Origin of the sequence: Phenylobacterium aquaticum (genome assembly GCF_022695515.1) — a bacterium.
Classification (GTDB): domain Bacteria; phylum Pseudomonadota; class Alphaproteobacteria; order Caulobacterales; family Caulobacteraceae; genus Phenylobacterium; species Phenylobacterium aquaticum.
In genome coordinates, this window is record NZ_JALDPT010000011.1 from 103,513 (window position 1) to 116,672 (window position 13,160).

At 62.9% G+C, this 13,160-nt stretch carries 10 protein-coding genes; 7 read left to right on the forward strand and 3 right to left on the reverse strand.

What is annotated here, in order from left to right; translation table 11 throughout:
• Window positions 1–193: 193 nt before the first annotated feature.
• Genes MQH10_RS10340 through MQH10_RS10350 form a run of 3 tightly spaced genes read right to left on the reverse strand, consistent with a single transcriptional unit; the run spans window position 194 to window position 3,988 of the window.
• Entirely contained in the window at window positions 194–2,338 is a 2,145-nt protein-coding gene (locus tag MQH10_RS10340; RefSeq protein WP_242563999.1) for an AGE family epimerase/isomerase, read from the reverse strand.
• A 33-nt stretch (window positions 2,339–2,371) separates the two neighbouring features.
• Complete coding sequence (gene galE / locus MQH10_RS10345; protein ID WP_242563978.1) at window positions 2,372–3,367, reverse strand: UDP-glucose 4-epimerase GalE; 996 nt, start codon at window positions 3,365–3,367, stop codon at window positions 2,372–2,374.
• Window positions 3,368–3,421: 54 nt separating this feature from the next.
• Window positions 3,422–3,988, reverse strand: coding sequence for a polysaccharide biosynthesis/export family protein (locus MQH10_RS10350; protein WP_242563979.1), 567 nt, complete (start codon window positions 3,986–3,988; stop codon window positions 3,422–3,424).
• A 402-nt stretch (window positions 3,989–4,390) separates the two neighbouring features.
• Here MQH10_RS10350 and MQH10_RS10355 point away from each other — a divergent pair, with 402 nt between their 5' ends.
• The 7 genes from MQH10_RS10355 (at window position 4,391) to MQH10_RS10385 (ending at window position 13,090) form a co-directional block, all read left to right on the forward strand.
• Complete coding sequence (locus MQH10_RS10355) at window positions 4,391–5,320, forward strand: transglutaminase-like cysteine peptidase (RefSeq protein ID WP_242563980.1); 930 nt, start codon at window positions 4,391–4,393, stop codon at window positions 5,318–5,320.
• A 42-nt stretch (window positions 5,321–5,362) separates the two neighbouring features.
• Complete coding sequence (locus tag MQH10_RS10360) at window positions 5,363–6,709, forward strand: O-antigen ligase family protein (protein ID WP_242563981.1); 1,347 nt, start codon at window positions 5,363–5,365, stop codon at window positions 6,707–6,709.
• A gap of 62 nt (window positions 6,710–6,771) precedes the next feature.
• On the forward strand, window positions 6,772–7,260 hold the full coding sequence (locus MQH10_RS10365; protein WP_242563982.1) for a hypothetical protein: 489 nt from the start codon (window positions 6,772–6,774) through the stop codon (window positions 7,258–7,260).
• Window positions 7,261–7,610: 350 nt separating this feature from the next.
• Window positions 7,611–8,099, forward strand: coding sequence for a hypothetical protein (locus MQH10_RS10370; RefSeq protein ID WP_242563983.1), 489 nt, complete (start codon window positions 7,611–7,613; stop codon window positions 8,097–8,099).
• A 108-nt stretch (window positions 8,100–8,207) separates the two neighbouring features.
• Window positions 8,208–9,527: an outer membrane beta-barrel protein gene (locus MQH10_RS10375; RefSeq protein WP_242563984.1), complete on the forward strand. Its 1,320-nt coding sequence runs from the start codon at window positions 8,208–8,210 to the stop codon at window positions 9,525–9,527.
• A gap of 123 nt (window positions 9,528–9,650) precedes the next feature.
• A complete protein-coding gene (locus MQH10_RS10380) occupies window positions 9,651–11,906 on the forward strand; it encodes a GumC family protein (RefSeq protein WP_242563985.1) in 2,256 nt (751 codons plus the stop codon).
• A 602-nt stretch (window positions 11,907–12,508) separates the two neighbouring features.
• Complete coding sequence (locus MQH10_RS10385) at window positions 12,509–13,090, forward strand: sugar transferase (protein ID WP_242563986.1); 582 nt, start codon at window positions 12,509–12,511, stop codon at window positions 13,088–13,090.
• Window positions 13,091–13,160: the final 70 nt, after the last annotated feature.

The following is a 13,160-nucleotide window of genomic DNA, read 5'->3' on the forward strand; positions in this document are numbered from 1 at the left end:
CGGCGAACGCGCGTCGCCTCAGCGCCAACCTCAGCCGTCTTCGCCATGCCGTGAGCCGCCATTGGAGTTTCCCGCGCCTTTGTTGTTCTTATGGCTACACGAGCGCCGCTAATGGAGTGTCACGCGACATGGCGAAGAATTGGTTGACGGCGCCGCTTCGTCAAAACGGCAGGGTGTCGCAGGCTCGCCCCACTCAACCTTGGCTGAGTTGGTGGTTTGTCAGCTCCTGAACAGCGCAGATGATATGATAGAACGAACTCGCCGGCGCGGGCTCATCCACGAAAGTCCCATCAGCGCGAAGTTTATCGTACCAGACGCCTGAGACTGGGGTCTGGAGGTAGAGCTTCAGGCCGTTGGCAGCGGCCAAAGCATCAACCTCTTCGCCCAAGATCAGGGCCGCCTTCAAATATTCGGTCTGTGGCCATAGACGGGATTCGGTCTCCCAGACGGTCAAGTCGTCCCAGAGCGCGTTGCAGGCGACGCCACGAGCATCTACGCCACGCTTTCCATGCTCAAAGAGCCTCCGCGCCACGAACATGGCGTCTTCTCGGCCTCGTAGCTTTCCCCAGCGCGCCAAGAGCCAGGCCCATTCGAACTGGTGGCCGGGTTCTACGCGGCGGCCATCGTCACCGGGCGCAGGATTCCAATCAGCGTCAAAGAATTCCCGCAGGAATCCACCCTTAGAATCAATGAACGTCGAGAGTGATAACTCGGCGATCTCATCGGCGAGCTCGTTCCAAGTCGTATCACCCGCCTCCGCCCATGCCAGTGAGGCTTCAAGCACATGCATGTGGCAGTTGGACTGGAAGGGATGATCGTCGGTCTCGCGAAAGCCGCCCTTTTCGTAACGCATGGACTCCAAGCCCGCGCGGGTACGCCGGGCCTCGGCGACTAGGTCACGGCCACCACCTCCACCAGCCTGGTGCAACATCGCCATACCCAGCAGGGCGAAGGCTTGGTCATAGACAGCCGCCCGGTCATCCAGCGGCGCGCCATCAACCGACACAAGGCATCGGAATAAGCCATCGGGTCGTTGGAAATGGCGGAAGGCGTAGTCGAGGCCATATTGAGCAGCCTGTTTCCAGGGGCCAGCCCAGCCCATCTCACCCGCCGTCGTATAGACAAAGACTTGGCGACCTTGGACACGGCCACGCCTTGGGGCCGGACGGGGCTCACCGATAACACTCAGGGCTTCGATGAACCCGCCACGCTCGTGGTCAGCGCCGAGGCTCCACCACAGCGGCAGAGCACTGGTCTTGAGCCAACGGTCGTACCAAGCCTGGGCCTCAGCCAGGGTGGTGAAGGCCGACCGAACAGACCCCCGGATCTTGAACTGATCGACCGCCTTCTTAACGGTCTGGCTGTGAGCGAGATCGCAGACCAGGATGTCGTCGCCATCTGCGACGATCGCTAGGTCCGACACGCCGATGGCGGCGATTCTGCGTCCCGATGAGGCGCGAACGACGGAGTTGGCAGTATCGATCAGCAGCACATCACCGAAGGCGGCATTACCCTCAACGTCACGCGGCGAAGCATCGAGGACGGCGTCCCAGGCCCCCACATCCGACCAATCGAATGCGACCGGGAGCACTGATGCACGGTCGGTCTTCTCCATGACCGCGTAGTCGATTGAAATCTTGGGCGCCTTGCGGAACCCGTCGCCCAAAACCTGAACCACTCCATAGGTCTCGGCGCCGGCGAGCCCCGTCCGGGCCGCAGCAAGGACTTCTGGCGCGTGGGCCTCGAGTTCCGCCGCCAGGACTGAGGCCGCGACCACGAAGTTGCCGCTGTTCCACAGGTAGCCCTCGCTCAGATAAATCTCCGCGGTTGCTACGTCGGGCTTTTCGACAAACGCTAGAACAGCCTGCACGCCCTCCCCGCTCGACGGCCTAATATAGCCATAGGCGTTGGAGGGTGAGGTTGGGCGAACGCCGAGGGTCACGATCCGCCCGGCACGCGCACCGGCGACGGCCTGATTAACCGAGGCCCGGAAGGCGACGGCGTCCGGCACGTCATGATCTGCCGAAACCACGACAGCGACACCTTCAGGGTCACGGTCCTTGATCCAGACGGCCGCGGCAGCCATGGCAGCGGCGGAGTCGCGCGCCTCCGGCTCCAATAGCAGATCGGCCTCGACGCCAATCTCGGCGAGCTGGGAGAGGATCACGTCCCGATGGGCGACACCGGCAACGATCAATGGCCGGGCCGCGCAGTCGAGCCCCAGGACCCTTAGAACTGTATCCTGAAAGCTTGAACGCTCCCCGGTCAACGGCACGAATTGCTTAGGTCGCACAGGGCGAGACGCTGGCCAAAGGCGCGTTCCGGACCCGCCACACATCACCACTGGAATTACGGCCACGCTCGGAATCTCCTAGTCTGCGGCGCGGCCCATGCGGGCGGCCTCGGTCTGATGCCAACGCCAGGCGGTCTCGACGATGTCGGTCAACCCAAATCGCGGTGTCCACCCCAGGACCTCGCTTGCCTTGCGGTTGTCGGCGACTAGGACGGGCGCGTCGCCCGGCCTGCGCGGTGCCGCCTTCGCGTCGAAACTGCCGCCGGCGACCGCACGCACGGCCTCCAAGAGCTCACGAACTGTGGTTCCGGTTCCCGTCCCCAGATTGAAGACCTCGCTGCCGCCGCCGTTCAGCAAATGCTTGAGGGCCAGGACGTGAGCGTCGGCGAGATCGAGGACATGGATGTAGTCGCGCACGGCCGTGCCGTCGCGCGTATCGTAGTCGTCGCCGAAGATCTTGAATCCGTGGTTGGAGCCCATCGCCGCGCGAATGGCGAGGGGAATGGCGTGGGTCTCCGGCTCGTGCCACTCGCCGATCCGGCCGTCGGGATCGGCGCCCGCGGCATTGAAATAGCGCAGCACCACCGAGCGGAAGTCCGCGTAGCGATCCAGGTCGCGCAGGATCTGCTCGACCATCAATTTGGAATGTCCGTAGGGATTGAGCGGCGCCTGGGGATGGGTCTCATCCATGGGCAGCCTTTGGGGATCCCCATAGGTGGCGCAGGTCGAGGAAAACACGAAGGCCTTCACGCCAGCGCGCCGCGCCGCCTCGATCAGGTTGAGCGCCCCGGCGACGTTGTTCTCATAGAAGCGCGCCGGGACCTTGACCGATTCACCCACCTCAATCAGGGCCGCAAAGTGCAGGACCGCCACCGGCTGGTGCTTGGCGAACACCTCGTCCAGTCGCCGGGAGTCGGCGATGTCGCCGATCTCCAGCGGCCCCCATTGGGCGAATTCCGCGTGGCCGTTTGACAGGTTGTCATAGACGACCGGACGAAACCCCGCCTCGGACAGGCGAAGACAGGTGTGCGAGCCAACATAGCCCGCGCCCCCCGAGACCAGCACCGTTTGCATCCATCCCCCAGGACGAGGTTCTAAAAGGGCCGCGTCGGCGGCGAGGCGAATGCCCTAGAACAGCCGCTCTTCGATGCGGATCGTATCGCCGGGCGCGACCTGGGTGGTCGGGCCGAGGTCATAGGCCTCTTCCTTGTCGCTATCCTGACGCTTGATGAACACCCGCTTCTTGTTGGCGCGATAGGTGAACCCGCCCGCGGTTGCGACGGCGTTGAGGACGTTGAGGTCGGAGGTATAGGGGTAGGTGCCGGGCTTCTCGACCTCGCCCAGAATATAGAAGGGCCGGTAGTTCAAGATCTCGACGCTGACCTTCGGCTCCTTGAGATAGCCGTCCTTCAGGGCTTCCTCGAAGCTCGTCTGGAACTGGCGGGCGGTCAGACCGGCCGCCTGCAGTTCGCCGACCAGCGGCACCGAGATCTTGCCCGAGGCGCCCACGAAGAACTCACCGCTCAGGGATTGCTCGCCAAAGGTCGTGACCCTGACCTTATCGCCCGGCCCAAGACGATATTCCGGAATTGCGCGCGTGCCGCCAGACGGCGCGTCAGCGGCCCGCGCTTCCGCGGCCCCCAGCGTGAGGGCGAACATCAGACAGGCCGCAATCAGACCAAACCACTTCGTCATTAAACCTACTCGCTCCGAAAACGGGGCATCCCTCGCCCGCTTCTCTACCGCAATGCGGCGAAGGACGAAACAGCAAGAACCCTGCCAACTCGCCTATTTGTTGCGCACTGGGGAATTCAATGTCCCGCGCACTAGTTAATTTGTATGACCAATCCTGAACAATAGATGAAAGCCGAATTCATCCCCAATTAACAATAACATTCGGTCAACCATCTAAATTCACGCCAACTAAACCACATCAATACAGCGTTTATTGACAGGCGGCCTGTAGGAATACACCCAACAAAACCGAGAAGGTGAGTTGGGGTGTCTACTCGAAAGGCCCGCTTAGGGCGCATTCTCATACTTGGCCTGGCCGCTCCCACTGCGGCTTTCGCCGCGATGCCGGAGCCGTCGACTCCCATGCCCTTGGGCGCGCCCGTCGCCGCGCCTGACGGATGGGTCGCGTTCTGCCGCAAGGATCAGCTGGAATGCGAGCGCGGGACGGCGTCTAATGCCCCGCGCCTGGCCGACGCCACGGACCCCAGGATCCTGGCGGTCCAGGATATGATCAACGCCGCCCCGCAAGTCGGTCCCAACGCGGCCCCGACTGCGGCGATCGATCCGCCTCCGTTTCTGACGGCGCCCCCTGCGGCCGACGCGGCCCGGCCCAGCTGGCTCAATCTGGGACATCGCAACGTTCGCGTGCGCTATGCCTCGACCTACAGCCTGAGCCTCGCGCCGCCCGTGCCGCAAGATGTCGCCCTTCTCGCCCCCCCCGCCTCGTCGGTGGGCGGAAGCCGCGTCGGCGTCGGGGACGCCATGGCGCGCCTGAACGCCTTGCGCCAGGAAGGTCAGGTCACCGCGCGCGGCCCGGCCCAGATCGCCTCCGGGCCGATCATCCTGACCCCCGACCTCTGGAAAGAGGTGAAGTCGGTGAACGAACGGATCAATCGGGCCATCCTGAAGCGTTCCGACCTGGAGCTCTACGGGGTCGAGGAGGACTGGACCCTGCCGCTTGAGACCGGCGTCAATGCGGGCGACTGCGAAGACTTCGTCCTTGAGAAGCGTCGCGCCCTGTTGATCGCCGGCGTGCCAAGGTCGGCCCTCTCGATCGCGGTGGCGACAACCTTCCGAGGCGCCCGTCATGCGGTGCTGATTCTGTCGACTGACCGCGGCGACTATGTGCTCGACAGTCTAAGCCCCTGGATTCTCCCCTGGTCCAAGACCGGATATCATTGGGAGGAACGCCAAGTTGCTGGCTCCACGGAGAATTGGGCGTCGCTGAACCAGCCGCAAGTGGTCCGAAAGAGCACTGATGGCAAGGCGACGGTCTTGCTCATCGCTCTCTAATGGTATTGTTTGCCCGCGATCATTGATTTGGGTAGGCGACAAATGGCGACGCGGTCGCGACGATCCTCTGGCCGCGCTCAGTCTGAACCGACAGGTTTCCGCGCGCCCGAAGGAATTGGCGTAACGCTGTTAGGCCTCATACTTATCTATGGCGGGCATTACTTCTACGCCGGCCTGACCGCCAACAGCGCGCTATCCCTCTGCCTGGCCGCCTCGATCATCATGCTCGGCATGTTGGTCCATCCGGGTTTGCGCCGAGACTTCTCAAAATTGAGGGGCCTGGAGGTTCCGGCCGGGCTGTTCGCGGCCAGCATCATTGTCGCGGCGCTGTCCTTGACGCCCTACGGCCCCGGCGGACCCGCCCCGGTCTGGGACTATATCGGCGTCCACCCCGGGTCGACGACGGTCAACAAGACCCAGACTACGATCGAAATCATCAAGCTGTGCGGACTGGGCGCGATCTACGTCATCGGGGCGCTGACGGCGATGTCCGACAGTCGCGCCAAGACGGCCGTCAACGGTTTCGTGCTGGCCGGCGGGCTCTTCTCACTCTGGGCGTTCCTGCTGCATGTCTCCGGCGGCACCGGTCACGGCGGCCCGCGCCTTGAGGCCCATTTCCTGGCGCCCAATACGGCAGGCGGGTTTTTCGCCGTCCTGGCCGTCGTCGCCCTGGGTCCGATCACCTCGACATTCCGCGCCGGGCGCCGAAGCAAGTGGGTGGACGTCGCGCCCTACGGCGCGACACTGGCCGTGAGCCTGATCTGTCTGGTCATGTCCGGCTCCAGGGGTAGCGCGGCCGCGGCGGCGGCCGGCTTCACAGCCTTTCTTCTGCTGCAAGTCTTCGCCGGCCGCATCAAGTTCAGCCGTGCGTTGATCCTGAGCGGATTGGCTGGCGCGCTCGCCCTGGTCGTCGTGTTCGTGGCCGGCGATCTCTTTATAAATCGAGCGCTGGAGGGTGGCGCAACCGCCGCCGCCCGGGCGAGGATAGGGGCCATCCATTGGCAGGCGTTCCTCGCCGCGCCGTGGATGGGGTATGGGCTCGGCTCCTTCGACGCGGTGAACCGCAGCCTAAACACGGCCACCAACTTCGTGGATCTCTGGAATATCCGGGCCGTCCACAATGTCTATCTGCAATGGCTGGAAGAAGGTGGCGTCCTCGCAGCGCTTCCAATGTTCGCAAGCCTGGCGCTGATCCTCTTCACGGCGTTCCGGCGCACGCTGAACCGCACCCGGATGACCAGCCTTCTGTTCGCCCTGTTCGCGGCCCACGTCGTCGTCCTTGTCCACGGGGTGAGCGACTTCGACCTGCAGACCTATTCCTTCGCGATGAACTGGGCCTTTCTGCTCGGCCTGACCTTCGGCCTCTCCCAAGGCAGCAGCACGCGATGAGCAAGCTCCCCTCCCTGATCAGCGCCGTCGTCCTCGGGCTCGCCGGCACCACCGGAAGCGGCTTGGCGCTCTCCGAGATATCCCGCGAGACCGCGTCCGGGCGGGCGCCGATCGCGCTGAAATTCGACACCACCGAGGACGGCCAGGCCCGTCTCGCGGTCAATCGCGCGCTCCGGACCCACGACTATTCGCCCGCCAGGGCCCTCGCCCATTCCGCCCTGAGCCTGAACGCCTACAACACCAATGCCCGCCTGCGCCTGGCCTATATTGATTTCCGGGAGCACGGGCGTTTGACGGCCCAGGGCGAACGCGATTTGGCTCAGTCCTATGACCTCGCCCCCTATGACCCCTTCGCCGCATCCTGGCGGGTCAAGTTCGCCTTGGACCATTGGGGCGACCTGAGCCCGGCCACGCGAAAGGCGGCGCACGCCGAAGCCCTCGCCTTTCTGCAAGTTGGCAGTCAAGTTGCCAATATGCGCAATACCCTCTCCAGCATTCGGAGCGGCGAAGGCCAACTTATCGCGGCGCTGTGGCTGATCGAGGCGGGCTGAGATCTTTCGGAGTCTCAAGGCTCCGCATCCTTAACGCAATTCGCGCGGGCGCCGTCCATTCCTGACAAGTCGCCTAGCGTGAAATAGAGTCAATGCCCCCGCACACTTCCCACCCGTCAGTTGCGGGCAGACCCTTCCGGTGCAAAGCTTGCGCACGCCAAGAGCAAGAGCTGGCTAATTAATCCGCCCAATTGTCACCGAATGGTCACGCGATGAGCGCCGAATACTCAAATGCGCCAAAAAAATATCGCCAGACGGGAATCGACTTGAGCCACCAATCCGGGTATGACCCTTCATACAACCAATCTCAGGTGCGCAATGGGCGCGCCGATGTCCCTGGAGCGCGACACATGATTAAGAACGCCGTCCTGAGCGCTGCTGCTCGGGCCCTCATCGCGACCGCCGTCATTGGCGGCGTCGTGACCACCACCACCGTCGCAGCCGCCGCGACCCTTTCGCCCGAGGCCAAGACCAAGGCGCTCGCCGACCTGAAGGCCGAACTGGCCGCCGCCACCTCCAAGGCGCAAGTGATCGCGGCCCTGAACAAGGCGGCCGACGCTGGCCTTACCAAGGCCGATGTGCTCACGACCATGCAAACGGTTCAGGCCGAAGCTCAAAGCGCCGGCAACACCACCCTGACCACCGTGCTCGCCCCGATCGTGACGACGGTTCAAACCGCCTCGAACACGAGCGACTCGACCGTGCTGACCTTCACCCAGAACGCGTCGACCAACACCAACACCAACACCTCCACGGCTGACAACGGCCAACCGGGTTCGACCGGCGGCACGTCGACCGACACGGGCGGCAATACTACGGTCGTCGTCTACGTCGGCTAATCGCAGCCTGCGGCAATCTCCCGGGCGTCAGCCCGGTCAAAAACGCGCCGGGCCCAGGGTCTGGGAACCGGCGCTCCAATTCTTGCTACGATGATGGGGATATTATCGGTGAGCTCTGATCGCAAACTTCTAATGGCGGGCGCTGCCGCCGTCCTTTTCGCAGGCGCATTTCACCCGGCGCTCGCCGCCGACGGCAACGCGTCGATCAGCCTTGATGATCAGGCCACCGCCCAGTCGAACTTCGCGCGCGACCGGAACGTGTCGGTGACGGCGCGTCCGCGGCCCGACTACCAAGCGGCCGGCATCCGGACCGGGTCCTTCCTGCTATTCCCGAAGCTCACCACGACAGTGGAGAGCAACGACAATATCTTTGCCCAGAAGTCGACGACGACCAGCGACACGGTGTGGCATGTCCAACCTGACGTTACGCTGTCCTCCGACTGGAACCGGCACGCACTCTCGCTGTTCGCCCGCGGGTCTCTCAATCGCTACAGCAAGCATGACTCCGAGAACACCGACGACTACAGCCTTGGCGCGAACGGTCGCATCGACGTGGCTCGGGACTCCGCGATCAACGGCGGCGTCAGCTACGGCCGCTACACCGAGCCGCGCACCTCGCCCGACTCGGCGACCGGTGCGAACGAGGCCACCCGGTATGACCTGACGAGCGGCAACATCTCGGCCTTCAAGGAATTCAACCGCCTCAAGCTGACCGGGCGTTTCGGTGCCGACAAGTACAATTACGACGACGTAGCCAGCAAGACTGGCAAGATCGACCAAGACTACCGCGATCGCGTGGAAAGCGCGATCTCCGGTCGCGCTGACTATGCGGTCAGCCCGGACACCGCATTGTTCATCGAAGTGATCGGCAATCGCCGCGACTATCGGCTCGACAAGCCCGCGGTTTCCCTCACCCGGGACTCGGAAGGCGTGAACGTCTTCGGCGGCGCAAATTTCGAGCTCAGCGCCCTGCTCCGCGGCGAAATCGGCCTTGGCTACATGAAGCAGGACTACAAGGACTCGACCGTAAAGGACGTGGACGGCTTCGGAGCCCGGGCCCAGGTCGAGTGGTTCCCGTCAGAGCTGACCACGGTCACCGTTGTGGGCAGCCGCTCGATCAAGGACTCGGCTGCGCTGAAGGTCGCGTCCTACATCGCGAACACGGCGTCGATCCGTGTCGATCACGAGTTACTTCGCAACGTGCTCCTGTCGGCGAACATCGGTACGGGCAAGGACGAATATCAAGGTTCGACCCGCGAAGACAAGGTGACCTCGGCTGGCTTGCGGGGCACGTATCTGGTGAACCGGAATGTGGGTCTGACGGCGGGCTATGCTTACGAGAAGCGGACCACTTCGGGTCTCGTTGCAGATCGTGGCGCCGCCTATGAAGTCAACAAGGTTTCCGCCGGGCTTACACTACAATTTTAATCAATATCGCGTTCACTCGATTTCTGAGTGGCGCGACTCTTGAAAGGACCGCCACGGTGGTCCAATTCTGGGCCAGCCGTCTAATAGACGTCTGGCCCTAATCTTTTTGAGGCGTATCCCGCAATGAGCCAGTTCAGCCCTGCCCCCCTGGGCGCAGATCTTCCGCCCCAGGTCGCAGGTTCCCAAGATGTCGCTGCGGGCGGCCTCGGGCAGCAGATCGACCTACGCCGCATCTATTCCGCCTTCCGGCGGCGACTGCGTCTGTTCGGCGCCGTGGCTCTGGCGGTGTTTGTCGCGGTGGTGGTTGTCACCCTCCAAGCCACGCCGAAATACACGGCGACCGCCAATGTTCTCTTGGATACGCGCAAGGAGAAGGTGTCCGACGTCCAAGAGGTGCTTTCTGGCCTTCCTGCAGACTCGGCCACCGTCGATACCGAAGTTGAGATTCTGAAGTCGCGCCAACTGGCCGAACGCGTCACCAAGGCCCTCGACCTCGAAGCTGACCCAGAATTCAATAGCCGGGTCCACAAGCCGGAGGGCCTCGCCGCCGTGACCGCGAGCATCGGCGCGATCCTCGGCGCCACCCCGCCTTCGGAAGTGAAGTTGAGCCCCCTGGGCCAGCAAAAGCTGCACGAGAAGGTGGTAGACACGGTGCTGAGCGGGCTGAGCGTCAAACGCTCCGGCCTGACCTATGTGATTAATGTCGCCTACCAGTCGCAGAGCCCCCAAAAGGCCGCGACGATCGCCAACAAGTTCGCTGAACTCTATCTTCTCGAACAATTGGAGGCGAAATTCGACGCGACGCAGCAGGCTAATAAGTGGCTGAGCTCGCGCCTCGAAGAACTCCGCGGCCAGGTGCTGCAGGACGAAGCTACTGTCCAGCAGTATAAGATCGCCAACAATCTCCTGAGCGCTTCAGGCACGAGCCTCACCGAGCAAGAGATCTCTAGCTACAATCAGTCGCTCGCCCAGGCCCGGGCCCAGGTGGCCGAGGACAACGCCCGCCTCAACACGGCCAAGCAGCAGTTGGCCCGAGGGTCCAACGGGGGCGATGTCGGCGAAGCCCTCGACTCCCCCGTCATCCAGCAACTGCGGGCCCAGCGCGCCCAGGTCTCAGGCCAGGTGGCTGACCTCGCGGGACGTTACGGCGACCGCCACCCCGAGATGCTGAAGGCGAAACGCCAGCTGTCGGACATCGATGCCCAGATCCAGCAGGAAATCCAGCGGATCGTCTCAAACCTCCAGGCCAAAGCTCAGGTCTCCTCCCAGCGTGCGTCTGCAGTCGCCGGCAGCCTTGGCGGCGCCAAGGGCGCCCTTGCCACGAACAACCGGGCTTCGGTGAAGCTCAATGAGCTTGAGCGCAACGCAGAGGCCTCACGCACTCTCTATGAGAGCTATCTGAACCGCTTCAAGGAGACGAGCAGCCAGCAGGGGATCGAGCAGTCCGACGCGCGGGTTGTTTCGAAGGCCAAGATTCCGACCAAACAGAGCTCACCGAACGTATCGCTCAATCTTGCGCTGGGCGTCCTTCTCGCGATTGGCGCGGGCCTCGGGGCCATCGTCCTAGCTGAAATGCTTGATGCGGGCGTTGCGACCGCCGAGGATGTCGAACGCCGGCTCGAGACCGCCTATCTCGGATCAATACCGCTCCTCAACTCCGTGGCCGACGCCAACGGAGAGGCGCCGATCGACTATATCGTGAGCAAGCCGCTATCGAGCTTCTCCGAGTCCTTCAGAAACCTACGGGCCTCCATCGTCTATTCCCGCCTCGGGGAGCCGGTGAAGATCGTCGCGGTCACGTCGTCGTTGCCCGGCGAAGGCAAGACGACTACTTCGGTCTGCCTTGCCCGTTCGTCAGCGCTCCAGGGCCTTCGCACTGTGATCGTCGACTGCGACCTCCGCCGCCGGACGGTGAACCGATTACTCAAGACCGAACCGGTCATAGGCCTGCTCGAGGTGCTGAGCGGCGAACACACGCTGGACGAGGCCTTGACCTTCGACGAAGCCAGCGGCGCCTCCTTCCTGCCGCTCGCGAAAAGCAACTTCACGCCGAAGGACGTGTTCGGGACGGTGGCGATGGACCGCCTTCTTGAACAGCTCCGCAGCCGCTACGACCTCGTCATCCTTGACACGGCCCCGTTGCTGCCTATCGCCGACACGCGCGTCTTGGCGCCGAAGGCGGATGCGGTCGTGTTCCTGGCCCGCTGGCGCAAGACCCCGCAGCACGCGATCGAAGCGGCCTTCAGGCTGCTTCAGGGCTCTGGCGCGCACCTCGCGGGCGTCGCACTCACCCAGGTCGATATGAAGCAGCAGGCGAAGTACGGCTACGGCGATCCGGGCTACTACTATGCGGAATACAAGAAATACTATGTGAGCTAAGCCGCAAGGGATCCCCTTTGGGCGTATTGGATGGGGGCGGGATTTTATCCCGCCCTTTTTCTTTGGCCGAAGGCGGGACATCGACAAGCCGACGCCGGACAGGAGACAGACCAATTTGATCCGGCGCTTCGCGTGCCTTCGCGCGACGTCCAGACTGTTGTGACAGACTTCCAAGCAGCCCCGTCATATTGTCCAAACAATTGAAACCTAAGATCGATGACCTGGAGAGCAACGGGGATCCCGAGGTCTTTTAGTCGCCACTATTCAAGGGTGGCGACGATCGATCGACGTCTGACGCTGAAGGCGTGTTTCAGCTCTCGATGTGATTGAAGAAGGTTCGCCACGCTGCAGCTCGCGCACCAGCATTCGATCCACCTGGAGTATTTTTGGGGCGCCCGAGAATATTTCACCCCAGAACGGGCGAAGGCTCTAGCTGGCGTGACATTGGCAGCGTAGAAAGCCAATCAAGACGGAGAGGCGGCGGCGTGTATCTATCTGGGACAAGCAGTCTAACATCCAACGCGACGCCAAGCGGCCGCGACGTGGCACCCGGCGCTCGTGATGGGGCCAGACCTAAGTTCGACGGGTCGCGGATTCTAGACGTGCTTATTGCCACCGTTGTTCTGGTCTTTGTCACTCCGCTTATGTTGGCCGTTGCGATCGGCATCAAGCTTCAGGATGGCGGTCCTATTCTATTCGGGCATCAACGCATTGGATTTGGCGGGCGTTCGTTCCGGTGTTGGAAATTCCGCAGCATGGTGGTGGACGCTGAGAGTCGCCTCCAGGCACTGCTCGTGAAAGATCCTGCTGCGAAGGCCGAATGGGAGGCGGACCATAAGCTCCGCATGGATCCGCGCGTCACTGCTTTTGGACGTTTTCTCCGGGTCTCCAGCCTCGATGAACTTCCGCAGCTCCTCAATGTCATAGCCGGTGAGATGAGCCTGGTCGGCCCCCGTCCCATCGTATCTGCGGAAGTCGCCCGATATGGCCGGTGGTTCAAGGCCTACACCTCTGTGCGGCCCGGTATCACTGGCCTTTGGCAGATCAGCGGGCGCAACGATGTCAGCTACCGTCAGCGCGTCGCGATGGACGTCTTGTTCGCTCGCAAACGGTCCGTCGGCCAGTACATCCGCATCCTGTTGGGGACGGTGCCCGCGGTGCTGAGCCGTAGCGGCTCCTATTGAGAACCCGGGGCTGAAATCGAGGTCGGTGGCGGAACGCCAGCGGATGCCTCGTCCGGCGCGGACTGCAATG

Bases quoted from the DNA above. Each gene is read 5' to 3' on its own strand.
- MQH10_RS10340 (WP_242563999.1), bottom strand. From the start codon at position 2,338: ATGTGTGGCGGGTCCGGAACGCGCCTTTGGCCAGCGTCTCGCCCTGTG.
- galE (WP_242563978.1), bottom strand. From the start codon at position 3,367: ATGCAAACGGTGCTGGTCTCGGGGGGCGCGGGCTATGTTGGCTCGCAC.
- MQH10_RS10350 (WP_242563979.1), bottom strand. From the start codon at position 3,988: ATGACGAAGTGGTTTGGTCTGATTGCGGCCTGTCTGATGTTCGCCCTC.
- MQH10_RS10355 (WP_242563980.1), top strand. From the start codon at position 4,391: ATGCCCTTGGGCGCGCCCGTCGCCGCGCCTGACGGATGGGTCGCGTTC.
- MQH10_RS10360 (WP_242563981.1), top strand. From the start codon at position 5,363: ATGGCGACGCGGTCGCGACGATCCTCTGGCCGCGCTCAGTCTGAACCG.
- MQH10_RS10370 (WP_242563983.1), top strand. From the start codon at position 7,611: ATGATTAAGAACGCCGTCCTGAGCGCTGCTGCTCGGGCCCTCATCGCG.
- MQH10_RS10380 (WP_242563985.1), top strand. From the start codon at position 9,651: ATGAGCCAGTTCAGCCCTGCCCCCCTGGGCGCAGATCTTCCGCCCCAG.